General features: G+C 69.6%; 22 protein-coding genes. 5 read left to right on the plus strand and 17 right to left on the minus strand.

Features of this window, described 5'->3' with window-relative positions; translation table 11 throughout:
* Positions 1–714 precede the first annotated feature (714 nt).
* The 8 genes from egtD to E0H50_RS04535 form a co-directional block, all read right to left on the minus strand.
* On the minus strand, positions 715–1,680 hold the full coding sequence (gene egtD / locus E0H50_RS04500; RefSeq protein WP_131285098.1) for an L-histidine N(alpha)-methyltransferase: 966 nt from the start codon (positions 1,678–1,680) through the stop codon (positions 715–717).
* Positions 1,677–2,438 (minus strand): ergothioneine biosynthesis protein EgtC, encoded by a 762-nt coding sequence (gene egtC, locus E0H50_RS04505; RefSeq protein WP_131285107.1) that lies wholly within the window; start codon positions 2,436–2,438, stop codon positions 1,677–1,679. Before egtC ends, egtD begins: the two co-directional genes overlap by 4 nt.
* The gene (gene egtB, locus E0H50_RS04510; RefSeq protein ID WP_131285109.1) at positions 2,438–3,775 is read right to left on the minus strand and encodes an ergothioneine biosynthesis protein EgtB; all 1,338 of its coding nucleotides are present in this window, start codon (positions 3,773–3,775) and stop codon (positions 2,438–2,440) included. The genes egtC and egtB overlap by 1 nt, the downstream gene beginning before the upstream one ends.
* On the minus strand, positions 3,772–5,001 hold the full coding sequence (locus tag E0H50_RS04515) for a glutamate-cysteine ligase family protein (protein ID WP_131285111.1): 1,230 nt from the start codon (positions 4,999–5,001) through the stop codon (positions 3,772–3,774). The genes egtB and E0H50_RS04515 overlap by 4 nt, the downstream gene beginning before the upstream one ends.
* Before the next feature lie 168 nt (positions 5,002–5,169).
* On the minus strand, positions 5,170–5,823 hold the full coding sequence (locus E0H50_RS04520; RefSeq protein ID WP_131285113.1) for a (2Fe-2S)-binding protein: 654 nt from the start codon (positions 5,821–5,823) through the stop codon (positions 5,170–5,172).
* Complete coding sequence (locus tag E0H50_RS04525) at positions 5,820–6,593, minus strand: ABC transporter ATP-binding protein (protein ID WP_131285115.1); 774 nt, start codon at positions 6,591–6,593, stop codon at positions 5,820–5,822. Before E0H50_RS04525 ends, E0H50_RS04520 begins: the two co-directional genes overlap by 4 nt.
* On the minus strand, positions 6,593–7,624 hold the full coding sequence (locus E0H50_RS04530) for a FecCD family ABC transporter permease (protein ID WP_131285117.1): 1,032 nt from the start codon (positions 7,622–7,624) through the stop codon (positions 6,593–6,595). Before E0H50_RS04530 ends, E0H50_RS04525 begins: the two co-directional genes overlap by 1 nt.
* Positions 7,621–8,637: a FecCD family ABC transporter permease gene (locus tag E0H50_RS04535; RefSeq protein WP_131285119.1), complete on the minus strand. Its 1,017-nt coding sequence runs from the start codon at positions 8,635–8,637 to the stop codon at positions 7,621–7,623. Before E0H50_RS04535 ends, E0H50_RS04530 begins: the two co-directional genes overlap by 4 nt.
* A gap of 87 nt (positions 8,638–8,724) precedes the next feature.
* On the opposite strand from E0H50_RS04535, the gene E0H50_RS04540 reads away from it, so the two are divergent.
* Complete coding sequence (locus E0H50_RS04540) at positions 8,725–9,702, plus strand: ABC transporter substrate-binding protein (protein WP_131285121.1); 978 nt, start codon at positions 8,725–8,727, stop codon at positions 9,700–9,702.
* Here E0H50_RS04540 and E0H50_RS04545 read toward each other — a convergent pair whose 3' ends face one another.
* A complete protein-coding gene (locus tag E0H50_RS04545; protein ID WP_131285123.1) occupies positions 9,703–10,359 on the minus strand; it encodes a hypothetical protein in 657 nt (218 codons plus the stop codon).
* 119 nt (positions 10,360–10,478) lie between these two features.
* On the opposite strand from E0H50_RS04545, the gene E0H50_RS04550 reads away from it, so the two are divergent.
* Complete coding sequence (locus E0H50_RS04550) at positions 10,479–11,123, plus strand: hypothetical protein (RefSeq protein WP_131285125.1); 645 nt, start codon at positions 10,479–10,481, stop codon at positions 11,121–11,123.
* Between the two features lie 64 nt (positions 11,124–11,187).
* Here E0H50_RS04550 and E0H50_RS04555 read toward each other — a convergent pair whose 3' ends face one another.
* The 4 genes from E0H50_RS04555 to folP are packed head-to-tail and all read right to left on the minus strand — an operon-like array spanning position 11,188 to position 14,018.
* Positions 11,188–11,787 carry a TetR/AcrR family transcriptional regulator gene (locus tag E0H50_RS04555; RefSeq protein ID WP_131285127.1) on the minus strand — a complete coding sequence of 200 codons (600 nt, stop codon included), beginning with the start codon at positions 11,785–11,787 and terminating at the stop codon, positions 11,188–11,190.
* A 3-nt stretch (positions 11,788–11,790) separates the two neighbouring features.
* Positions 11,791–12,477 (minus strand): class III extradiol dioxygenase subunit B-like domain-containing protein, encoded by a 687-nt coding sequence (locus E0H50_RS04560; RefSeq protein WP_131285129.1) that lies wholly within the window; start codon positions 12,475–12,477, stop codon positions 11,791–11,793.
* A gap of 3 nt (positions 12,478–12,480) precedes the next feature.
* Positions 12,481–13,206, minus strand: a complete 726-nt coding sequence (locus E0H50_RS04565; protein WP_131285131.1) for a pyrimidine reductase family protein — start codon at positions 13,204–13,206, stop codon at positions 12,481–12,483.
* On the minus strand, positions 13,206–14,018 hold the full coding sequence (gene folP / locus E0H50_RS04570; RefSeq protein WP_131286016.1) for a dihydropteroate synthase: 813 nt from the start codon (positions 14,016–14,018) through the stop codon (positions 13,206–13,208). Before folP ends, E0H50_RS04565 begins: the two co-directional genes overlap by 1 nt.
* Before the next feature lie 265 nt (positions 14,019–14,283).
* Here folP and E0H50_RS04575 point away from each other — a divergent pair, with 265 nt between their 5' ends.
* Genes E0H50_RS04575 through E0H50_RS04585 form a run of 3 tightly spaced genes read left to right on the plus strand, consistent with a single transcriptional unit; the run spans position 14,284 to position 17,308 of the window.
* Positions 14,284–15,600 carry an L-fuconate dehydratase gene (locus E0H50_RS04575; protein WP_131285133.1) on the plus strand — a complete coding sequence of 439 codons (1,317 nt, stop codon included), beginning with the start codon at positions 14,284–14,286 and terminating at the stop codon, positions 15,598–15,600.
* On the plus strand, positions 15,597–16,346 hold the full coding sequence (locus tag E0H50_RS04580; protein WP_131285135.1) for an SDR family NAD(P)-dependent oxidoreductase: 750 nt from the start codon (positions 15,597–15,599) through the stop codon (positions 16,344–16,346). The genes E0H50_RS04575 and E0H50_RS04580 overlap by 4 nt, the downstream gene beginning before the upstream one ends.
* Positions 16,346–17,308, plus strand: coding sequence for an aldo/keto reductase (locus E0H50_RS04585; protein ID WP_131285137.1), 963 nt, complete (start codon positions 16,346–16,348; stop codon positions 17,306–17,308). The genes E0H50_RS04580 and E0H50_RS04585 overlap by 1 nt, the downstream gene beginning before the upstream one ends.
* On the opposite strand, the gene E0H50_RS04590 is transcribed toward E0H50_RS04585, so the two are convergent.
* The 4 genes from E0H50_RS04590 to E0H50_RS04605 form a co-directional block, all read right to left on the minus strand.
* Positions 17,298–18,836: a PucR family transcriptional regulator gene (locus tag E0H50_RS04590; protein ID WP_131285139.1), complete on the minus strand. Its 1,539-nt coding sequence runs from the start codon at positions 18,834–18,836 to the stop codon at positions 17,298–17,300. The two genes, E0H50_RS04585 and E0H50_RS04590, sit on opposite strands and share 11 nt — an antisense overlap.
* Entirely contained in the window at positions 18,833–19,903 is a 1,071-nt protein-coding gene (locus E0H50_RS04595) for a DUF917 domain-containing protein (protein WP_202868016.1), read from the minus strand. The genes E0H50_RS04590 and E0H50_RS04595 overlap by 4 nt, the downstream gene beginning before the upstream one ends.
* Positions 19,904–20,062: 159 nt before the next feature.
* Positions 20,063–21,172, minus strand: a complete 1,110-nt coding sequence (locus E0H50_RS04600) for a DUF917 domain-containing protein (RefSeq protein ID WP_131285141.1) — start codon at positions 21,170–21,172, stop codon at positions 20,063–20,065.
* Positions 21,169–22,236, minus strand: coding sequence for a DUF917 domain-containing protein (locus E0H50_RS04605; RefSeq protein WP_131285143.1), 1,068 nt, complete (start codon positions 22,234–22,236; stop codon positions 21,169–21,171). The genes E0H50_RS04600 and E0H50_RS04605 overlap by 4 nt, the downstream gene beginning before the upstream one ends.
* Between the last annotated feature and the right edge of the window lie 103 nt (positions 22,237–22,339).

Below are 22,339 nucleotides of genomic sequence, written 5' to 3' on the forward strand. Positions count from 1 at the left end.
AGCTCTCGCGGCATCACAGTCAAACCGGCTTACCGAGCGGCCCACCCCATCTTCCCACCCCCGAGGAGTCGGCGAAGCAGACAAGAGCTTCTGATGTGTGGGCGGTCGGCGCGGGGCGGGCGGCTGAGTGTGCGTTCTCGACGGGACGTGTTGATTGGCTGGGTAGTGCACCTGAGCGTGATCGCGCCCGCGCGTACGGCGTCCCGCCAGTGCACGACCCGTCGAACCGACCCGCACCACAACCCCCGTTGTCGACGGCACGTGAAGCTGGTCGCTGCTCTCGCTCCCCAAACCAGTTCGGGGAGCCCCGCACCCCCAAAACGGCATGCCATCGTTCCCAAACCGGTTTGGGGAGCCCTGTACTCCGGTGGAAATCGTGGCTGGGCAGGTGTGGGTTTGCTCTGCTGCCCGGTCCCGGGCGAACCCCGAAGAGCGGGGAAACAGAGTTGCAGATCGCGACTTTCCCGACAAGATGGCCCCCCGCTCCGACGACACAACTCACCGTCGCGGGCTGGGGAGGCGAGGGCAGGCAGTGGGGAGCGGGAACAGGCATTGGTGACTGGGGACAGGTAATACCAGGTGCCTACCCGCCATTGCCTGTTGCCTGGCTGACCCAGCAAATTGGGGGTTCCCCACCCTGAGTCTGGGTGGGGAACCCCTGATTCCGTGGGTCAGCCAGGCAAATTGCTGGGTCAGCCAGGCAAATGGGGCGGGCTACACGGCTTGCCAGAGGGAGAGGGCGAAGCGGGAGTTGGTGTCGGTCCACCATGCGGCCGGGGTGAAGGCTGCTTTGTCGAGTTCGGCTTCGACGCCGGCGCGGTGGAACTTGGCCGAGATCTCGGTGCTGATCTCCTCGCCCTCGTCGAACGTGATCTCCAGGTGGATCTCCGGGATCAGCACCCGCATCGCGCGGGTCGCGCGCAGGTGCATCTCGATCCATTCGTTGTCCGCGTCCCAGAGCGCGACGTGCTCGAATGCGTCCACGTCGAAGTCCGCGCCGAGCTGCCGGTTGATCACCCGCAGCACGTTCTTGTTGAACTCGGCGGTGACGCCGGCGGAGTCGTCGTACGCCGCAACCAGCGTGGCGGGATCCTTCACGAGATCGGTGCCGAGCAGCAGCCACTCGCCGGGCTCGAGGACCTCGCGAACCGAACGGTAGAACGCCTCGCGCTCCGCCGGGATCAGGTTGCCGATCGTGCCGCCGAGGAACGCGACGACCCGCGGCGGATCACCCGGGAGCTTGTCGAGATGCGCCGTGAAGTCGCCGACCACCCCGTGTACGTCGAGACTCGGGTAGTCGGCGTTGATGGCGTCGGACGCGTCCCGCAGCGCGGATTCCGACACGTCGAGCGGGACGAACGACGTGAGCGTCCCGTGCGCGCGGAGCCCGTCGAGCAGCAGGCGGGTCTTCTCCGACGACCCGGATCCGAGCTCGACCAGCGTGTGCGCGTTGGTGATCGCCGCGATCTCACCGGCCCGTGCCCGCAGGATCTCCCGCTCGGCCCGCGTCGGGTAGTACTCCGGCAGCCGCGTGATCTCCTCGAACAGCTCACTCCCCCGCGCATCGTAGAACCACTTCGGCGGCAACCACTTGGGCGTCGCCGCCAACCCCGCCCGAACATCCTCCCGCAATGCCCGAGCCGCATAGTCCGGCGTCAGATGTACGTCGATGAGGGTCACTCTCGTCCTTCCATCGGGGTGAGCTGCAGGTTGGTGGCGGTGGCCACGAGCAACGAGCGATCGGGTACGGCGGTCCAGTGGCCTGAGCCGAACGGCTCGGAGGCGACTGTTACGGAGTTGGCGGTGCGGCGGAGGTGGAGGGAGTGGGTCCAGGCGGTGGCGATCAGTTGTTCGCCGTCGGTGAGCAGGATGTTCAGTCGTGATCCGGGCGCCAGCGCCTCGACTTCGTGCACGACCGCGGCGACCGCGTCCGCCGGGGGCGCGCCCTCGGCGAGGCGGTGGGCGATCAGCGCCCAGAGGAAGACAGAGTCGACAGGAGCATCGAGCCCCAGCAGGTCGGCGACCGGTAACTGCTCGGCCAGCTTGAGCGTCGCGTCCGGCCAGCCGGGGATACGTCCGTTGTGGCTGAACAGCCAGTGATCCGCTGCGAACGGCGCGATCGCCGACTGACCGTACGGCATCCCGACGGTCCCGTTCCGGACGGCGGCGATGACGGCACCGGACCGGATCGTGCCCGCGAGGCCGGGGAGGTTCTCGTCGGTCCAGATCGGCACGTCCCGCCGGTAGCGGACCGGCCCGCCGGAGACAGCGACATCGCCTTCGAGATACCAGCCGACGCCGAAGCCGTCCGCGTTCACCGATCCCCCGCCGCGCATGTCAGCGGGGGCCCAGCTCTGCTCGTACAGCGAGTGCTCCGGCTCCAGCACCAGCGACGCCAGAGTCACGGGTGGGCCGAGATAGGCCAGATGACGGCACATCAGGCGTGCAATTCCTCGGGTCGCGGGTCCCGGGCACAGCGGAAGCCGGCGAAGATCTGCCGCCGAATCGGGTAGTCCCAGTTCCGGAAGGTGCCGCGGGCAACCACCTCGTCGGTGCCGAACGAGCCGCCGCGGAGCACCTTGTAGTCGGGCCCGAAGAACACCAGCGAGTACTCGTCGTACGGCCACGCGCGGAACCCCGGGTACGGGCGGAAGTCGCTCGACGTCCACTCCCACACGTCCCCGATCAACTGCTCCACGCCGAGCGGCGAAGCGCCCGCCGGATACGCCCCGGCCGGCGCGGGCCGGAGGTGCCGCTGGCCCAGGTTCGCGTGCTGCGGCCCCGGCGACTCGTCACCCCACGGGAACCGCCGCGTCCGGCCGGTCGACGGGTCGAACCGCGCCGCGAACTCCCACTCCTCCTCGGTCGGCAGCCGCTTGCCGGCCCACTTCGCGTACGCCTCCGCCTCGTAGAAGCAGACGTGCATCACCGGCTCGTCGAGCGGCAACAGCTCCTGGTGCGCGAACCGCACCCGCCACCACTCTCCGTCGACCTGCGACCAGAACCGCGGTGCGACCAGCGAAGCCTTCTGGACGTGCGCCCACCCGGCCTCGGACCACCACCGCGGGTCCTCGTACCCACCGCCGAGCACGAAGCGCAGGTAGTCGCCGTTCGTCACCGGCACGGTGTCGATCACGTACGGCTTGACGTGGACGCCGTGTGCGGGCCGCTCGTTGTCCAGCGCCCACGGCTCGATCGATGTACCCATCTCGAACACGCCGCCCGGCACGAACACCTCGGCCGAGGACAGCGACCGGCCCGTAGGAGGCGGCGGCGCGTCGAGCACCGGCGCACCCTCCCGCAACTGGTGCGTCGCCAGCATCGTCTCGTCGTGCTGCTGCTCGTGCTGCGTGATCATCCCGAACGCGAACGCGTTGTCCACCAGCTCACGTCCGGCATCGAACTTCACGTGGTCCAGCACATCCAGAACCTTGTCCCGTACCTCAGTCACATAGGTGCGCGTCTCCGCCGGACCGAGCAGTGGCAGCGAAGGACGGTCCGCGCGCGGGTGCTGGAACGCGTCGTACAGCTCGTCGATGTCCTGGCGGAGCGGCTCACGGCCGCCGACGTCGCGGACCAGCCAGAGCTCTTCCTGGTTGCCGATGTGCGCGTAGTCCCAGACCAGCGGCGACATCAGTTTGGAGTGCTGCCTGACCAGGTCGTCGGTGTCGACCGCGTCGGTCAGCTGGACCGTCCGGGCCCGCGACCGTTCGAGCTGCTCACCGACGAACGCGCGCAGGCCCTCGGGCGACAGATCGGACAGTTGGTGATTCATGAAGCTCGCCTTCCGTGGGTGTTGTCGACGACGCGCTGGAGCCGGGTTGCGACGGCAGCGATGAGTTCTGGATCCACACCGGTCCGGTCCATCACCTCGGTACCCAGCGCGACCACATCGCGCGCGGCCCGCAGGACCAGGGCGTCCTTCAGCCCCTCGCGAGCGGCCGGGAACCAGCGGCCGGCCGCCGGCTCGGCCGCGGCCAGGACCTGGTCCATCGGAGCGGACATCAGTGCGGTGAGCAGCAGGGTCGGGGCGATCCACCCGTCACCCGGCTGCGCGTCGAGGTAGCGAACCTCGAGATACCCGCGCGGCCGGACCGGCGGGAACAGCGTGGACAGGTGGTAGTCGAGATCGTCGTACGTCGGTCTGTCGCCGGGCAGCTGTCCGTCGGCCCAGGCCCCGAAGGTCAGCCCGGTGGGCGCATCCCAAGTGTCGCCCCGCCGCAGGCAGAGGACCGGCGCCTCCATCGCCGTCCGTGCCCAGGCGGCGGCCGGATCAGCCAGGTCGGCGTCGAGCGGTGGCGGCTCGGTGAACGGAGCACAGGTCCCGAAGGTCGCCTGCGTGCGGGCCGAGGCCCAGCCCGTGTCCGAACCGGCGCGGCGACGGGAATTGGCGAACAGGCCGACCAGGGCGGGGCCCAGGTCGTGCAGCGCGCGCCAGCGGAGAGCCGTCTCGTCGTGTTCGCCGGCGTCGAGGCAGATCTGCAGGCCGGCGGTGCTGCACATCATCCGCGGTCCGTGCGGTCCGAGGCGCTGGAAGGCGTGTTCCATCGCGGCGTACCGCGGGACGGTGAGGATGCGGCGCGGAGTACGAAAGGGGTCCAGGCCGTAGGCGCCCGGGACCAGGTCCGCGTCCAGCAGAAGAGCCGTCAGCTCGGCGGCGTCGGCGGCGGTGTCGTCGATCAGCTGCGGGATCGAGTCCGACGCGGGGCCGGAGATCTCTACCTGGCCACCGGGCTCCACGGTGACCAGAGCGCCCCGGCTCAGCGGCAGCTGCGGACTGCCTCGGACCAGGGTCGCGGGGGCATGCATGCCCAGGGCTTTGCTCAGGAGACCGGCGTCGAGCGGCCGGTGCGGATCATCCGCGTGATGCACTGTCCACTCGAGCTCGACGCCGAACAACCGAGGTGGACCGTGCTTGAAACAGACCATCGCGACATAGCCCTCCGCTTCGGCCCGGGAGCCGATCGGAGTCGTCGCCGGAGAACCACCGGACGAGGTCACGTCAGCGAACCTAGCTCCGGGCCAAGGGCTGGACAACCGACCAGGAATTACCTGCCGGTGACGTCTGGGGTGTGCATCGACTCATGCCGACCATGCTTCCCGAGGCCACCGACAGTTTCCGGCCGGATCCGGACGAACCCGCTCACCGGTTCAGCTCTCGGCGAAAAATCAGCGGAACCGTGGGCAGGTCGAACAGGCCGTGACGCCCGGTAACACGTAGAAGTAACAGCAGGAGGTCCGCAACTTGTCCTCCAAGGAAACCCCGAACGCCGCCGCGGCGTCCTCGGCGTACGGCGCCTCCTCGGGCAGCCGGATCGCCGCCCGCACCTCGTCGTCCACCGCCCCCAACCGCTGCAGCGAACCCAGCTTCACCCCTGGTTCGTAGCCGTCCAGGAACGTCGTGGCATGCTCCTTGAGCTGCGCAGCTGCCAGCTCAAGCGGGACGACCTTGTCCGACAGCAGCGCCACCTCAGCCGGGTAGTGCGCCGTCGGGTGCCGCTTGAACGCCAGGGCGGCCGGTGACACCTCAGGCGAGACCCCCGTGACGGCAGCGGTCACCCCGGCGACCAGCGACGGCACCTGGACGTACCACATGAGCGTGAACATGGCCGCCACCTGCACCGGCGGCTCGATCGCATAGTCCCTCGCGTAGTCAGCCGCGGCAGCCGACCGCCACGCCAACGTCGGATCGCCACCCGTCTGCTGCTCGGCGATGAGCTCCTCACACGAGACCCAGTCCGGCCCGCGGGCCGCCGTACTCACGGAGATCCAGCTGACCGAGTCAGCCAGGACGTCCGCCAGACGGCTCACGGTGTAGCTCATCCAGCCAGCCTACGGTCCGGTACGACGACCGGTGCGCCACCGACCTCCACCACCGTGGCCTTCAGCCCGAACACCTCGTCCAGCAACGCTGCGGTGAGCACGTCGACCGGACGGCCCTGCGCAGCGATCTGCCCGTCCCCCATCACCACCAGGTGGTCGGCGTACTGTGCTGCCAGCGTCAGGTCATGCAGCACCGCCACAACGGTCCGCCCTGACGTTGCGGCTGCGTGGACCACGTTCATCACGTCCACAGCGTGCGCGAGGTCCAGGTACGTCGTCGGCTCGTCGAGGAGCAGGTGCTGGGTCCCCTGGGCCAGCACCATCGCAATCCATACCCGCTGCCGCTGGCCACCGGACAACTGGTCGACCGGCCTGTCACGGAGCTCTGTGAGCTCTACTGCCTGCAGCGCCTCGTTGATCGCGGCATCGTCCGCACCTGTCAGCCGCCCGAAGAGACCGCGATGTGGATGCCGTCCCCGCGACACCAGCTCGGCAGCCGTGATCCCCTCGGGCGTCACCGGGCCCTGCGGCAGGACACCGAGCTTGCGGGCCAGTTCACGCGCCGGCAACTGGTGAATGTCCTTACCGTCCAGCAGTACTCGTCCACTCTTCGGAGCGAGCAGTCTGCTCATCCCACGCAGCAGTGTGGACTTCCCGGACCCGTTCGGTCCGACAACTGCGGTCAGCTGACCGGACGGCACCTCCAGCGTCAGTCCGTCGACCACCGGCGCATCAGCGACGTACGCAAGGGTCAGGTTCTCGACGTGCATTAGAGACGTCCCTTCTGCTGACGGCCGATGAGGTGAAGCAGGTACGGCGCTCCGCACGCGGCGGTGAGCACGCCGACGGGTAGCTCGTACGGACCGACCTGCGCCCACTGCAACCCGTTCCGCGCCAGCAGGTCAGCCAGTACGACGAACAGCGCGCCAAGCATCGCAGTGGTCAGCAACGGCGGTCGTTCCATTCGGGTCAGCCACAGCGCGACCTGCGGCGCCACCAACGCGATGAACGCGATCGGACCGGCACCGGCAGTCGCCATCGCGGCCAGCACCGTCGCGATCACCAGCAGCATCAGCCGGATCCGCGCCACTCTGACACCGAGTGACGACGCCACGTCGTCGCCGAGCACCAGCGCGGACAGGTCGCGGTTGAACATCATTGCTATCGGCAACAGCAGGACTACGGCGATCAGGACCGGAATTGCGTCGCTCCACGCCCGTGAGTTCAACGAGCCCGCCAGCCAGGCCGCAGCCCGGCCCGCGTCGTTGACGTCACCGATCACCAGCAGCCAGGCGACCAGCGAGTTCGCCGCGGCCGCGATCCCGACGCCGATCAGCACCACCTTGCCCGCGTCCACCACACCGCGCTGGATCGACAGCGCACCGACGATGAGCGTGGCCAGCAGCCCGCCGAGGACCGCTGCCAACGGGATTCCGACCTTGGCCGCGACGCCCGAGATGTTGCCGCCGCCGGTGCCGGCGAGCACGATCACCGCGACGGCGCCCGCGGACGCACCGGAGTTCACGCCGACGATGTCCGGGCTGGCGAGCGGGTTGCGGGACAGCGTCTGCAGGAGCGCGCCGGACACCGCGAACGCGATACCGACGAGCAGGCCGGTCGCGACGCGGGGCAGGCGCAGTTCGAGCACGACGAGCCGGGTGCCGCGACGGCCGCCGCCGAGCAGTACCTCGACGACGTCCGCGAGCGGGAGTTTCGTCGTACCGACGCTCAAGGAGACCAGTGCGACGACGATCGCGAGGGCCGCGAACAGGATGCTGAGGACGACGGTCCGCGATCTCACAGCGCCACCGCCCGGCGACGTACGACGAGCACGAACATCGGAGCGCCGACGATACCGAGGACAACGCCGGCCTGTACTTCGCCGGCGCCGCCGACGAGCCGGCCGACGAGATCCGCGAGGACCAACGCGGTCGCGCCGATGACACCCGCGGCCGGGATGAGCCAGGTGTTGCGGGCGCCGAAGATCCGTCGCGCCACGTGGCCCGACAACAGGCCCAGGAACCCGATCGGGCCGCACGCCGCGACACCAGCCGCGGTGAGCAGGCCGATCGCGCCAAGTCCGAGCAGGCGGGCACGGCGGATCGACAACCCGAGGCCGGCGGCCACGTCGTCGCCCAGGGCCAGCATGTCGAGATCACGGGCGTTGACCGCTGCGAGCAGCAGACCGATCACCGCGAAGGGCAGGACCTGGCCGGCGACATCCATTCCGCGACCGGCGACCGACCCGACCGCCCAGAACCGGTAGCTGTCCAAGGTGTCCGCGTCGAGGAGCACGATGGAGGACGTCAGGGCACCGAGGAGCGCCGCGACGGCCGCGCCCGTGAGCGCCAGGCCGACCGGAGTCGATCCGGTGCCCCGAGAAGCCAGTTGCTGTACGGCGAACGTCGCGATCAGCGCGCCCAGCAACGCGACCCAGACCGTCGACGACACGGACTCGACGACACCGAACTGGAGCCCGAGGACGACCGCGAACGCCGCACCGGAACTCACACCGAAGATGCCCGGCTCGGCCAGCGCGTTGCGGGTGTGCCCCTGCATCAACGTTCCGGCGATCCCCAGGCAGAGCCCGATCAGCACCGCGACCACCGTCCGCGGGAACCGCAGGCTCCGCACGATCACGTCCGGGTCGGATCCGGTGTTCGCGGTCAGCGCGTGCCACACGGCGCCCGGTCCGAGCCAGCGCGAACCGAGCGCGAGGCTGGCCGCGAACGCGAGCACCAGGACGACTACCAGGGCGAGGAGTGCGGCGGTACGGCGTACCGGTCGACTCGCAGTGGGAGTGACGGAGCACATATGGTTAGGTTTGCCTTACTTCGCTGAGGTCGTGAGTCACCTTATCCCGTTGCAGTCCCGTTGCCGTCCAGTTGCTTGGAGACACCTGTGCGCCTGCCCCGCATCACCGCCCTGCTAGCTGTCGCGGCCCTCGCCCTGTCGGCCTGCGGGTCCTCGGACCCCGACGATTCAGCTGAGGCCGGTGCCGCGAGCGCCGGGTACCCGCGGACCATCGAGCACGCGATGGGCACGACCGAGATCAAGAGCAAGCCGAAGCGGGTGGTCGCGCTCGACACCAGCTACGTGGACGCGACGCTGATCCTGGACACCCCGGTCGTCGGGTACACCGACTACCGCACGATCAACGGGAAACTGCCGGACTACCTCGGCGACGACCGGACGACGTACGGCGCCGAGGCCCAGTCGGTCGGCACGCTCGCCGAGCCGAACCTGGAGAAGATCGCCGCGCTGGAGCCGGACCTGATCATCAGCGCGAAGGTCCGGCACGAGAAGCTGTACGACCAGCTGTCCGCGATCGCACCGACGATCATGTCCGAGACCACCGGGGCGACCTGGAAGGACAACATCCGGCTGGAGGCGAAGGCGGTCGGCGCCGAGGAGCTCGCCGAGCAGGAGATCGCGGCCTACGAGCAGGCCGCGAAGACGGTCGGCGCCGCGATCAACGCCAAGGCGAACAACCCGACGATCTCCGTGGTCCGGTTCGTCGACGGCCCGACCCGGCTGTACCAGAACGCGAGCTACTCCGGGATCGTGCTGAAGGACGCCGGCCTGAAGCGGCCGAAGTCCCAGGACGTCGCCGGCTTCGCACTCGAGATCAGCCCGGAACGGATCAAGGACGCGGACGCCGACGCGATCTTCGTGGCGACGTACGCCGACGACAAGGGCCTGAGCAAGAAGACCGAGGCCCAGTTCAAGGCCAACCCGCTCTGGAAGCCGCTCGCCGCCAAGGTCCACGACGTCCCCGACCTCACCTGGATGACCGCTGTAGGCCTCCAGGGCGCCTGGTCCATCCTCACCGACCTCGCCAAAACCTTCGACGTCCCCGCACCCGTCAAGCCGGCGTGATCAGCTCACCTTGAAGTCCGTCGTCTCCGTGCCTTTGGCGCCGGCCTCGGTGACGACGGACACCGTCAGGTGATAGACGCCCCGGACCTCCAGCGAGTCGCTCGCCATGGTGAAGCTCTCACCGCAGGACCCGCTTCGCACGGTTCTGATGACGACGGATCCGCGTTTGAGCACCCAGGTCGGATAGCAGCCGGTGGACGGGTAGTGACCGGTCTCGTCAAGCACCTGAGCTCTGGTGGTCGGCAGCGCACCGGCGCGGTACTCGCCCGGCCCGATCTTGCCGTAGCTGCCCATCTGGATGGTGATCGCCAGCGTGCCGGGCGACAGGGTCGGCGGAGTGCTCGAACTCCCGGGATCGGTGATCTGGGCGGTCGGTGTCTCCGTCACGGTCTCGGTCACCGTGCTGGTGGCGGTGGTCGTCGCGGTCGCGGTGGTGGTCGACAGGACGGTGGTCTGCGGTGGGGCCGGGTTGATGGCGGTCGGGAGTACGTCGGCCTGACCGAGCACGATGGTGAGCGCCGACCCGATCAGCGCGCCGACGACCGGAATGGTCGCGATCAGGGCCGGATGTTTGTGCCAGGGATCCCTGTCGTCACGGCCGCCGTCCGGTGGCTCGTCCTGGTTTCGGGCAGGCGTGACGGTCTTGCTCTGGTCCACTGTGGTTCCCCCCACGTGAAGTCGTTCCCGGCGGCCCCCCAGCCACCGGTGTGATGGTCAACGATGGACCAAAAACCTGACGGCGTCCACAGCGGAGAGTGACCGGTTAGGGTGCGGGTATGACGGGGCTCGGGCGGTGGCATGTCGGTCCGTGGACCACTCGGGGGACGCGGCCGGGTGAGGTGGCGGTGCCTGGGCGGCGGCGGACGGTTGATGAGCTGAACTTCGATGTCGTCGGGTTGGCTCGGATTCTCGGGCGGCGGTTGTCGGGGCGGGACGAGCTGCAGGTGCGGTTGTGGCAGAACGAGCTGCGGCCGACGCACACGCGCCTGTGTGGTCTGCACACGTTGGCCGATCCATCGAACGCCCAGCTGCTCCACGACACTGCCCAAGAAGCTCTTGCCTGGTTGAGCGAGCGCGCGCCGGCCGGGTACGAGTTCGTGTTGAGCGACGCGGTCGAGCTGCGCCCGGTGCTCGACCTCTCCGCACCTGTGGTCGCCGTAGACGCGGTTGTCGTGTTGGCCGACGTACCGCTGCCTGCTGCTCGGTTGGCGACAGCACATGTACGCCGGTCCGCTGCAGGTGACTGGTACGCCGGAGACGCGGTGTGCAACTGGTCCGGCCCGCACACCACGTCCAACGGGGCAGTAGCCGTCGTACGGCAAGCACGTGCCGAGTTGGTGGAGCAACTACGTGCAGCAGGGCGAGACGATCTGGCTGCGACCGCGGAGCGTTGGCCTACTGTGCCTGTGGAGTCCGACTGAGTGTGTTGAGCAACGCCACCGTGCCAGGCGGGCCGGCCAGGTCGAGCAGGCTTCGACCGTCTGTCTAGGCGTGTTCTTCGCGCTCCAGGGCCCGCAGGAGGGCAGCGAAGCCGGCCTCGATCCCGGCCGCGTCACCGCTCGTCCGCCACTCGATCAGGAACCCGCGCAGCGTCGCGAGGATCAGCTCCGCAACCTCGGTCTTGCGCTGGTCGTCCCACGTGTCCGGGCACAGCGTCAGCAACGCCGGCAGGTACTGGCGGGACGCTGACCGCGCGAGGTCGGCGTACCGCCCGGCGTCGTACATCGCGAGCCCGATCGCCTGGTCCAGCACACCCGACTCGACGCCGATCAGCGTCGGCCACATCGACCGCACGCGGTCCGCCAACGACCTGTCCGGACCCGCCCCGGCGGCCTCCATCGCGCGGCCGATGCGGCGTTCGCGCAGTTGCAGGACCGCCTGCGTGAGCAGGTCCTCGGGGCCCTCGAAGTGGTACAGCAGCACCTTGTGCGTCGTACCGGCCGCGCGCGCCGCCCGCCGGAGCGAGAAGTCGACCAGTCCGTTGACGCCCAGCTCGTCCGCGACCTTGTCCAGCAGTTCGCGTCGCCGCGCCTCACCTCGTGGCGACCTGGCCGACCGCCGATACCCCGTTCGCTCCTCGGACACCCTCTAAGTAAAGCTGGCGACGAAGTATCCGACGCCGTACGGTGCCGCTTCGTAGGTCAGGTCGCCCGAGAGCGACGTACCTTCGAGGGCTCCCGCCAGCACCTGCCAGGGTGCTCGGCCGGCGGCTTGAAGCTCGTTGGCGAGGTCCGGGTCCACGGCCTTGAGTACGTCGAGATTCCTGTGTTGCAAGGCGTTGGCGACGGTGGTGTCGAAGATCTCTGCGCGGGGGTGGAGGTGGACGGGCGAGTGTTCGCTGCGGCGGGCCGAGCCGTCGCCCATGACCAGCAGGCCGATGCGATCGTTGCTGTCAGCAATCTCTCGGCCAAGGCGGACGCAGGCATCCGGTGGGGTGTCGGGCGGGAGTGCTCGATAGGTGCGCGGCAGGTGTACGGCCTTCGTCTGCTCGAGCAGCCAGCCGCCGATCGCCAGCGACAACGGGAGCACCGCTGGGCCCGTTCCGAACCGCACACCAGATGCACCATAAGCACCGAACGAGCCGCCCGCCGCGCCGTCGTAGGTGCTCGCGGCGGTTGCGGATCCGATGACCACGATGCGTGCTGCGGTGGCCAGTGATTCGACGGCTGTCAGGGAGGCGGCGCGGAGGTCGTCGAGTTCGGGGGCGGCGCCGGACGCGACCTCGGGCACGAGCAGCGGCGGATGCGGGCAGACCGCGGCAGCGACAACAGGCACGACTCAGGCCTTCCGGACGTAGCGGAAGAAGAGGTAGTCGTCCCCGGCGGACAGCGCCGTCTCCAGCTTCATCTGCCGGGTGAGCGTCGACGGGGCCCCGGCGATGATCCGGCTGGATCCAGGTCCCGCGAGCAGCGGCGCCAGCGCGAGACACAACTCGTCGACCTGGTCGGCCGCGGTCAGCGCACCGAGTAGATGGGGCCCGCCCTCGGACAGGACCTGCGTCATCCCGCGTGCGGTGAACGCGTCGACGACCGCCGGCAGGTCGACCGCCACCTCCCCCAGCACGAGCACCTCGGCGACCTCCGCCAGCGCCTCCCGGCGGTCCTCCGGTGAGCTCGCATGTGTCACCACGATCGGCCGTACGGCGGACTTGAACACCGGATTCACCGGACTCAGCTCGAGCCGCGACGACACGATCGCGAGCGTCGGATTCTCGGCGAGCCCGGCCGCCGTCCGCCATTCGCGCGCCTTGGCCGACAGCTTCAGCGGGCTGTAGCCCTCGTCGCGGATCGTCCCCGCGCCGACCAGGACGACGTCCGCCAATCGCCGGATCACGCTGAACACCCGGCTGTCGGAGTCGCTCGACAGCGCCTTCGACTGACCGTCGATCTCGACCGCACCGTCCAGGCTGCTCACGAAGTTCGCCCGCAGGTGCGGCACCGTACGGTCCGCGACCTCGTAGGCCGCGATCAGTTCCTCGTCGCTCAGGTCGTCCAGGCGGCGCATCAGGCGAGGCTCCTTCGGGTTCCGGCGGGCTGCGCGGTGCCACGCAGTACGGCGATGAAGTCGAGGGCCTGCCGCGCGGCCGGTACGTCGTGCACGCGGAAGACGCGGGCGCCCAGCCAGGCCGAGACGCTGAGCGCCGCGAGGGTGCCGTTACCGCGCTGTCCCGGCGGCAGTTCGAGGGTCTCGCCGATGAAGTCCTTGTTCGAAACCGCGACCAGGACCGGCCAGCCGGTGGCCGCGAGTTCGTCGAGGCGGCGGGTCAATTCCAGCGACTGGAGCGTGTTCTTGCCGAAGTCGTGGGTCGGGTCGATCAGGATCCCGTCCGGCCGGACGCCCGCGGCGAGCGCGCGGTCCGCGAGGGCGGTGGTCGTGCGGATCACGTCCGCGACCACGTCGTCGTACGCCATCCGGTGCGGGTCGGTGCGCGGTGAGAGGCCGCCGACGTGACTGCACACCAGCCCGATGCCGGCCGCGGCCGCGGCGTTCACCAGGTCGGGATCGGCGCCGGCCCAGGTGTCGTTGATCAGGTCGGCGCCGGCGTCGGCGACCTGCCGCGCGACACCGCTGCGGTACGTGTCGACGCTGATCACCAACTCCGGATGCCGGGCGCGGATCGCGGCCACGAAGTCCACGGTCCGGCGGAGTTCCTCGGCCTCGCTGACCGGCTCGCCGTACCCTGCCTTCACGCCGCCGATGTCGACCAGATCGGCACCCTCGGCGACGGCCTGGTCGATCGCCGCGAACGCCGCGTCGGTCGCGTACGTCGCCCCGCGGTCGAAGAACGAGTCCGGCGTCCGATTGATGATCGCCATCAGCGCGAATTCGCCGGCCCCGAAGGACCGGCTGCCCAGCCGGAGGACACCGTCGCTCGTGGTCACGCGACCGACTGTACGGGGGGCGGACCTGCACCACTCACCAACCCACGCGCCGACGGCACCGCGACCGCACGCTGAGCGGGCGGGCCGTCACGTTCCGCGAGTTGGTGAGTGCTGGAGGTCCGGGCCAAGCTACCGCGGGAGCCACATATCCTATAGGATCCGTCCCGACAGTCCGCCCACGCAGCAGATCGGGTCCTCGATGCCACGATTCACCGAGTTCGAGACGTACGACGTCCGTTTCCCCACGTCGCTGGACCTGGACGGCTCCGACGCGATGAACACCGACCCGGACTACTCCGCGGCGTACGTCATCCTGCGGACCGACGCCGGCGACGGGCTCGAGGGGCACGGGTTCGCGTTCACGATCGGTCGCGGCAACGACATCCAGACGACCGCCATCGAGGCGCTCCGCGACCACGTCCTCGGACTCGACCTGGACGCCACGCTGAACGACCTCGGCGGGTTCTGGAAGTCGCTCGTGCACGACTCGCAGCTGCGCTGGCTCGGCCCCGAGAAGGGCGTCATGCACATGGCGATCGGCGCGGTCGTCAACGCGGTGTGGGACCTGGCCGCCAAGCGCGCCGGCGTACCGCTGTGGAAGCTGCTGTCCGACCTGACCCCGGAGCAGATCGTCGACCTCGTCGACTTCCGGTACCTGACGGACGCGCTGACGCGCGACGAGGCGCTGGACATCCTGCGCAAGGCCGAGGCCGGTCGCGCCGAGCGGGAGGCGATCCTGCGGGAGCGCGGCTACCCGGCGTACACGACGACTCCCGGCTGGCTCGGGTACGACGACGCGAAGCTCGTCCGGCTCTGTCACGAGGCGATCGCCGAGGGGTTCACGCAGATCAAGCTCAAGGTCGGCGCGAACCTGGACGACGACATCCGCCGGATGCGGCTGGCCCGCGAGGCGGTCGGGCCGGACATCCGGATCGCGGTCGACGCGAACCAGCGCTGGGACGTCGCCGACGCGATCATCTGGATCGAGGCCCTGAAGCCGTACGACGTCTGGTGGGTGGAGGAACCGACCAGCCCGGACGACATCCTCGGGCACGCGGCCATCGCGCGCGCCATCGCGCCGATCCGGGTCGCGACCGGTGAGCACGTGCAGAACCGGATCGTGTTCAAACAGATGCTTCAGGCCGAGGCGCTGTCGGTGCTGCAGCTCGACTCGGCCCGGGTCGCCGGCGTCAACGAGAACATCGCGAACCTGCTGCTGGCGGCGAAGTTCGGCGTACCGGTGTGCCCGCACGCGGGCGGGGTAGGACTGTGTGAGCTGGTCCAGCACCTGTCGATGTTCGACTACGTCGCGGTGAGCGGATCGCTGGACGACCGGGTGATCGAGTTCGTGGACCACCTGCACGAGCACTTCCTGGACCCGGTGGTGATTCGGGACGGGCACTACGTGGCACCGGTGCGGCCCGGGTTCGGCGCCGAGATGGACGCCGAGACGCTGACCGACTTCCGGTTCCCGGGTGGCAAGATCTGGACCGACCTTCACAAGGAGAAGAAGTGACGGACTTCGCCGGCCTTCGGGCCGTGGTGACCGGTGGCGCATCGGGGATCGGCCTGGCGGCGGCGAAGTTGCTCGCCTCCCGGGGCGCCCAGGTGGTCGTGTTCGACCTGAAGCCGGAGGTCGCCGAGCCGCTGACCGGGATCGCCGCCGACGTCAGCGACGACGTCTCGGTGCGGGACGCGGTCGCCGCGGCCGCACTGCAGCTCGGCGGGATCGACATCGTGGTGAACAACGCCGGCATCGGCGCGCAGGGCAACGTGACCGCGAACGACGACGACGAATGGCACCGCGTGCTGGACGTCAACGTGGTCGGCATCGCGCGCGTGACCCGGGCCGCGCTGCCGCACCTGCGGAAGTCGGACGCGGCCGCGATCGTCAACACCTGCTCGATCGCCGCGACCGCCGGACTCCCGAACCGGGCGCTGTACTCGGCCAGCAAGGGCGCCGTCCTGGCGCTGACGATGGCGATGGCCGCGGACCACGTCCGGGAAGGGATCCGGGTGAACTGCGTGAACCCCGGTACGGCGGACACGCCGTGGGTCGGACGTCTGCTCGACGTCGCGGCGGACCCGGCCGCGGAACGCGCGGCCCTCGAGGCGCGGCAGCCGATGGGCCGCCTGGTCTCGGCCGACGAGGTCGCCCAGGCGATCGCGTACCTGGCCAGCCCGCTGTCCGGATCCACCACGGGTACGGCGGTGGCGGTCGACGGCGGGATGCAGAACCTGCGGATTCCGGCGGCCCGCTGATGAGGCTCTTTCCGGAGGGTCAGCGCGTCGGGCTCGGCGGTGCGCCGTTGGGCAGCCTGCTCGGCGAGGTCACCGACGCCGAGGCGGTCGCGACCGTGAACGCGGCCTGGGACGAGGGCTGGCGGTACTTCGACACCGCGCCGCACTACGGGCTCGGGCTGGCCGAGGAACGGCTCGGTCCGGGGCTCGCCGGGAAGCCGCGCTCGGAGTACGTCCTGTCGTCCAAGGTCGGGCGGATCATCTACGAGGCGGACGCCGATGCACCCGACGACGAAGGGTTCGCGGTCAGTACGCGGCGGCGCCGGCGGTGGGACTTCTCCCGGGACGGCGTACTGCGGAGCATCGAGGACTCGTTGCGGCGGATCGGGACCGATCGGCTGGACGTGGTGTTCGTGCACGACCCCGACGATCACTTCGAGGAGGCGGTCGCGACCGCGTTCCCGACGCTGATCGAGCTGCGGGAGCAGGGCGTGATCGGCGCGATCGGGTCCGGGATGAACCAGTCGGCGATGCTGACCCGGTTCGTGCGGGAGATCGACATCGACGTGATCATGCTGGCCGGGCGGTACACGTTGATCGATCCGGACGGGTTGGACGACGTACTGCCTGCCTGTCTGGAGAACGACGTCCAGGTGGTTGCTGTGGGCATCTTCAACTCCGGTCTGCTGTCGCAGCCGCGACCGGCGGCCGGCGCGACGTTCAACTACGAGCCGGCGGCACAGGCCCTGATCGACAAGGCCAACAAACTCGCGGACATCTGCGAGTCCCACGGCACCACCCTCCCGGCGGCCGCCATTGCCTTCCCCCTCGCCCACCCCGCAGTAGCCGGCATCGCCGTAGGCTGCCGCACCCCCGAGGAAGTCCACACCAACGCTGCACTGGCCCGCACAGAAGTACCTGCTGGCCTGTGGTCAGACCTGAAGTCAGCAGGCCTGCTCCGCGAGGACGCGCCTACTCCGTAGGTGAGGTGCGGGAAGCGAGGTGGAGGGCGAGCCGTTCGTCTGGGTTGGTGAGGTCTACGCCTAGGAGGTGCTGGATCTTGGTGATGCGGGCGGCGGCGGTGTTGCGGTGGATGCCTAGTACTGCGGCTGTTTCGGCCAGCGACGACTCGGTGTCGAGGTAGACGGCCAATGTGGTGACCAGGTCTCCGGGCTGATCCTTGATCGGAGCGAGTAGCGCCTGCGCGGCGGGCTGAAACGTATCGGTGCGGGTCCACGCCAGAAGGAGTTGCGCCAGGCCAAGACGGTCCACGTGAAGGAAACGACCAGTCTCCGCCCGACCGCGCGCCAGACCGGCCGCGTCACCCGCTTCGGCCAGTGTCGTGGCGATCCCGCTCGGACCCGGTTGCACGCGGCCGACGCCGACGTACGCGTCCACCGTCTGCACCAGCCGCCGTTGCACCCGACGGATCGCAGCGGCCTGCTCCTGCACCTCGGTCGCGGTCGGTTCACGGACAGCGGTGATCCACGCAGACCACCCATCGCCCTGCTCCACCACGACCGCCCGCAGCCCTTCGGCGTCGAACGCCTCCACAACATCAGCCCGCCGACCCGCAACGTCCACCTGTCCCTCGGCGCCGATCCGGATCCCCGTATGCCACCCGTCGAGTTGCCACCCCAGATCGACAGCCCGCCGCCGCGTCGCCTCCGACGGCTCACCGTGCAGCAGCTCGCCGAGCAACGACGTACGTTGACGGGCGTCTCGCTCCAGCTCCAGCCGTCTGAGCGCCAGCCGCTCCCCCACAGCTGGTGCGACGACCGTCAGCACATCAGGTACGGCGGCAACCTCAGCCGGGACCACACCGGGCAGCCGTGCGACCAGCCAGCACACCGGCCCCACACCGACCACAGCAACCGCGATCAGCACCGCACCAGTCGGCAGGTCAACCCGGTACGGCGCTGCCCACGCCACCGGTACCCGCGGCAGCGCAGCCACCAACGCCGTACGCTCACCAGCCTCCAACGGCTCGCCGGCCAACGTTCCGCCGTCAGCTCCGGCCAACGTGACAGGGCGTTCCAGTACGTCGGACGTTGTCCGCAGTACCGAGGTGAGGTCCCCGTCCGCGCGCCGCAACGCTGCGACCGCCCGCAGCACCAGGTCCGACCGGACTACCTCTGGCTCGGCTGTCACCCGTCGCAGGTACTCATGCGCTGCTAGCGGATCCTCAGACCCCAGCACCGGCAGCTGCAACCGCCCCGCCAGCAACTGAGCCCCACGCCCCAACGGCTCCACGCCAGCGAGCAGCAACCCACCTGCACCCGCCGCGGACGCTCTACTGATCAGAGCGTCGATCCGCCAGTCGGTGTGGTCATCCGCCAGCAGTACGACGAGCAACCGCCCGTCCAACTGCTCCGGATGCGCAGAGACCTCCAGCAACACCCGAGACCCAGTCAACCGAGGGAGACGTTCCGCAGCGCCGGCGAGCACCACCACGTCGCTCCACCCGGGTGAGCTGAGCATGGCCGCCAGCGTTGGCGCCAGGTCTCTCATGACGCTTCCAGCAGTTGCGGCGCGCAGGCCAGACCGAACGCTTGTGGGCCGACATGGATGATCCGATCGGGTCGCCGCCACCAGGCGGGCCCGGGAAGTGCCAGGACGAGGACCTCGTCGCCGCTGCGGATCGCGTCCACAGCGATGGGCTGCAGGGTCCGGCGATCGAGCACGCACAGCAGGTCCGGTGTGGTGACCACAGGCGTGCCGTCGACCAGTGCGAGCAGGTACTCGTTCTCGGTCTCGATCCGGATGACTGCCCGGCTGCCCGCGTCGACAACACAAACACTGCCACGGCCGAACGCAGCGCCTCCGTCGCCGATGAGGTGACGAGCGACCTCCTCGACGCGACCCGTCCCCAGCAGCCGTCCGCCCAGGCCGTCAGCGACAGCCGCCGGTGTGGCGCCAGGCTCGAGGCCGGCGTGGGCTCGGCCGAGGGCCAGCGCCCGGCTCAGGCTGCCCTGCACCGCGTCCGCCGCCGCGGCCTCCACCGGCGTAGGCGCGAGCGCCAGCACCGCCCACCCACCGGTGTGAGCGACGAAGCTACGCACTGCTCGTTCAAGGCCGGCGGCGTCGACGTTGTCCACGACGATCACCTGACCGCTCGGCTCACTCAGCGCACAGGGCGTGAGCGAGCGTCCCGCCACCGCCCACGAGAACTGATCGAGCCGCGGCAACGCCCGCCCCATCAGGTCCGCGTCAACCACTGGGAGGCCCAGATCCAGCGCAGCGATCAACGGAGTCAGCCCGTTGAGCCCACCGGCCTCCAGCGACATCAGCCCGGTGACCTCGGTACCCGTCCAGCGGCTGACCGCCCGGACCGCCGCGTCGAACTCACCACCACCCGGCAACTTCTCCATCAGCACACTGGTCGCCCCGACCACGCCGATCGGACTCACCGACACACCAGTCACGTCGCCGGCGTCGCGCAGTACCAACTCGCCCGCACCGAGCCGGCGGCGCAGCATCCGGCCGAACGCACCCGTGTCCCCGCCACCACCGGAGCCGAGCAGCGTGACCCCGACGACCAACGCCCCCAGGTCTTGCTCCCGGATGACCGTGCCCATACAGGGGATCCTGCCATTCGCGGACCTGCAGCACTCAGTAAACGCGCCAATTGAGCCGGGCTGAGCGTGGCAGTGCCGCGTTGAGGGCACTTGGTGAGTGGTGGGCGTCCGGGTGGAACCTCGGCCCGCCGTGGAAGGGTCAACGCGGCGGGCCGAGGGTCAGAGGACGAGCACCTCGGTACGGCGCTCGACAGGGCTGAACTCGACGTCCAGCCCGAAGCACGACGGGCCGAACACCGCCAGCGCCTCAGGTGTTCGCATCAGGTCCGGCGTGGAGATCCCCACCACGGTCACGCGCTGTCCGTAGCGCAGGCCTTCCGTGGTGATCGGTTCGGCGGTGTCCGCCTCCAGTACGCAGATCAGGTCCGGCACGGTGCACACCACCGCACCGTCGACCTCCGCGACCAGGTTCTCGTTCTGGAAGCGCAACTCGAGCTGCGACGTCCCGTCGTACCCGGTGAAGCGCGCCCGCCCGCGCGCGAACCCTTCGAGGGTACGGCGCTCCACGTCGACGACCTTTCCGCGGAACAGCACCCGCAGATGGTTGTAGAGCGTCGGCGCGAGAGCAGCCCGCAGCGCCTCGATCGGATCCTCGTGCGCCGCCCGCGCCTCGCGGACCGCGCGCCCGATCGACAACCCGAGCGACAGCGTCCGCGGTACGGCGGTCCGCTTCACTTCAGCGCCCGTCATCGAGTACTCCGCGATGTGCGCGACCCCGCCGAGCCGGATCGTGATCCCGCGCGCGAGCCATTCCATCTGCTGGTTGTCCGGGCCGGTGTCGATCACCACGGTTTCGTCGTGTTCCCCGGCGATCGCCATCGGCGACCCCGGTACGCCGTACACCGAGAAGGTCTCCATCTGCAGCTCGGGGAACGCCCGGCCCATCCCGTCCGCGTCGACGACCGGCAGCCCGGTCCGGGCGGCGACGAGCAGCGGGATCATCGAGTTGATACCGCCGCACTCGATCGGCATCGTCGCTTCGGCGCGCCGGCCGAGGTGCTTCTCGAGCGCACGCAGCGCGCCGACCGGTTCGCTGCCGCGCGGGATCTTCTCCACGATCACGGTCGGCGCGCCCATCTGCGCGGTCGGGATGACGAACGCGTCGTCGTCCAGCTCCTCCGGATCGAGAACCGTGATCGGGCCGTACTCACGGATCGCCTGCTCGACGAGCAGCCGCCCGATCAGCGGATCACCGCCACCACCCGTCCCGAGGATCGCGGCGCCGCGGGCGAGATCCTTCAAGTGCTCGAGACCGAGTTGCCAGCTCATGACAGCGCCCGGATCGGGTCGAGGTCGTAGCCGAAGTACCGGGGGCCGACGAGGTCGATGCCAGCCGGGGAGTGCCAGCGTTCGTCGGCCGGTGCGGCCAGCACGCTGACCCGGTGGCCGTAGCGCAGCGCCTCGGTGGTGATCGGCTCGCCGGACTCGGTGTCGAGCACGATGATCAGGTCGGGCGTGGTCGCCACCGCCGTACCGTCGAGCTCGGCGACCAGGTGCTCGTTCTGGAACCGCAGCACCAGCAGCCGGCCGTGTGAGCCATCGAGTCCGTCGACCGCCGCGTCACCGCGTGCGAAGCCGGTCGTCGTACGGCGTTGCACGTCGACGACCTTGCCCACGTGCAGGAGCCGCCCGCCGAGCTCGTCCACCACTGCCGCAACCGGGTCGGCAAGCTGACGTCGCGCCTGCTCGATCGCTCGCCCGATCGTCACGCATTTGCTCAGAGTCCCGGCGACGAACGAACCACGAGCGTCCGCGCCGGTCATCGCGTACAGCGAGACGATCGCCGAACAGCCCATGTCGATGGTCGCCGAGCGCGCCAGCCGTTCGGCCCACTCGTTGGTGACCGTGTCGAAGACGCCGCGGTTGCCCTTCTCGTCGACGATCGACATCGGCGTCGCCTCGATCCCCGCGAGCGTCGGCAGCACCATCTGCAGTTCGGGGAACGCACGGCCCATCCCGTCGCCGTCCACCAGCGGCAGCCCGAGCTGCGCGGCGGCGATCACCGGGACGGTCGAGTTGACCCCGCCGGCCTCGATACACGCCAGGTGGGTCGGCGTCTTCCCGACGTACTTCGCCAGCGTCTCGACCGCGACCGAGATCTGGTCGGCCGACGGCAGCTTCTCCACCATCACGGTCGGCGCGCCCATCATCGCCACCGGCAGCACACACGCGTCGTCCGGAAGGTCGCCGACGGCAACCACCTCGACCGGTCCGTGCTCACGCAACGCCTGCTCGGCCAGCAACCGCCCGATGTGCGGGTCACCCCCGCCCCCGGTGCCCAGCACGGCGGCACCGCGAGCGAGGGGCCCCAGGTCTTCAGCACGAAGCTTCATCGCAACCACTCCACCCCGGACGCCAGGCCCATCACAATTGCCGCCTCCGCCGCCCGTCCCGCGTGGCCGACCGCTCGCGGCTCACTTGTGATGGCCTGGAGGT

The sequence above is a fragment of the Kribbella sindirgiensis genome (assembly GCF_004331435.1).
Classification (GTDB): Bacteria; Actinomycetota; Actinomycetes; order Propionibacteriales; family Kribbellaceae; genus Kribbella; species Kribbella sindirgiensis.

Excerpts from the sequence above, each read along its gene's own strand:
- E0H50_RS04520 (WP_131285113.1), bottom strand. The coding sequence starts at position 5,823 with ATGAGCTACACCGTGAGCCGTCTGGCGGACGTCCTGGCTGACTCGGTC.
- folP (WP_131286016.1), bottom strand. The coding sequence starts at position 14,018 with ATGGCGATCATCAATCGGACGCCGGACTCGTTCTTCGACCGCGGGGCG.
- E0H50_RS04535 (WP_131285119.1), bottom strand. The coding sequence starts at position 8,637 with ATGTGCTCCGTCACTCCCACTGCGAGTCGACCGGTACGCCGTACCGCC.
- E0H50_RS04585 (WP_131285137.1), top strand. The coding sequence starts at position 16,346 with ATGAGGCTCTTTCCGGAGGGTCAGCGCGTCGGGCTCGGCGGTGCGCCG.
- E0H50_RS04575 (WP_131285133.1), top strand. The coding sequence starts at position 14,284 with ATGCCACGATTCACCGAGTTCGAGACGTACGACGTCCGTTTCCCCACG.
- egtC (WP_131285107.1), bottom strand. The coding sequence starts at position 2,438 with ATGTGCCGTCATCTGGCCTATCTCGGCCCACCCGTGACTCTGGCGTCG.
- E0H50_RS04525 (WP_131285115.1), bottom strand. The coding sequence starts at position 6,593 with ATGCACGTCGAGAACCTGACCCTTGCGTACGTCGCTGATGCGCCGGTG.
- E0H50_RS04595 (WP_202868016.1), bottom strand. The coding sequence starts at position 19,903 with ATGGGCACGGTCATCCGGGAGCAAGACCTGGGGGCGTTGGTCGTCGGG.
- E0H50_RS04600 (WP_131285141.1), bottom strand. The coding sequence starts at position 21,172 with ATGAGCTGGCAACTCGGTCTCGAGCACTTGAAGGATCTCGCCCGCGGC.
- E0H50_RS04565 (WP_131285131.1), bottom strand. The coding sequence starts at position 13,206 with ATGCGCCGCCTGGACGACCTGAGCGACGAGGAACTGATCGCGGCCTAC.
- E0H50_RS04605 (WP_131285143.1), bottom strand. The coding sequence starts at position 22,236 with ATGAAGCTTCGTGCTGAAGACCTGGGGCCCCTCGCTCGCGGTGCCGCC.
- E0H50_RS04590 (WP_131285139.1), bottom strand. The coding sequence starts at position 18,836 with ATGAGAGACCTGGCGCCAACGCTGGCGGCCATGCTCAGCTCACCCGGG.
- E0H50_RS04550 (WP_131285125.1), top strand. The coding sequence starts at position 10,479 with ATGACGGGGCTCGGGCGGTGGCATGTCGGTCCGTGGACCACTCGGGGG.
- egtB (WP_131285109.1), bottom strand. The coding sequence starts at position 3,775 with ATGAATCACCAACTGTCCGATCTGTCGCCCGAGGGCCTGCGCGCGTTC.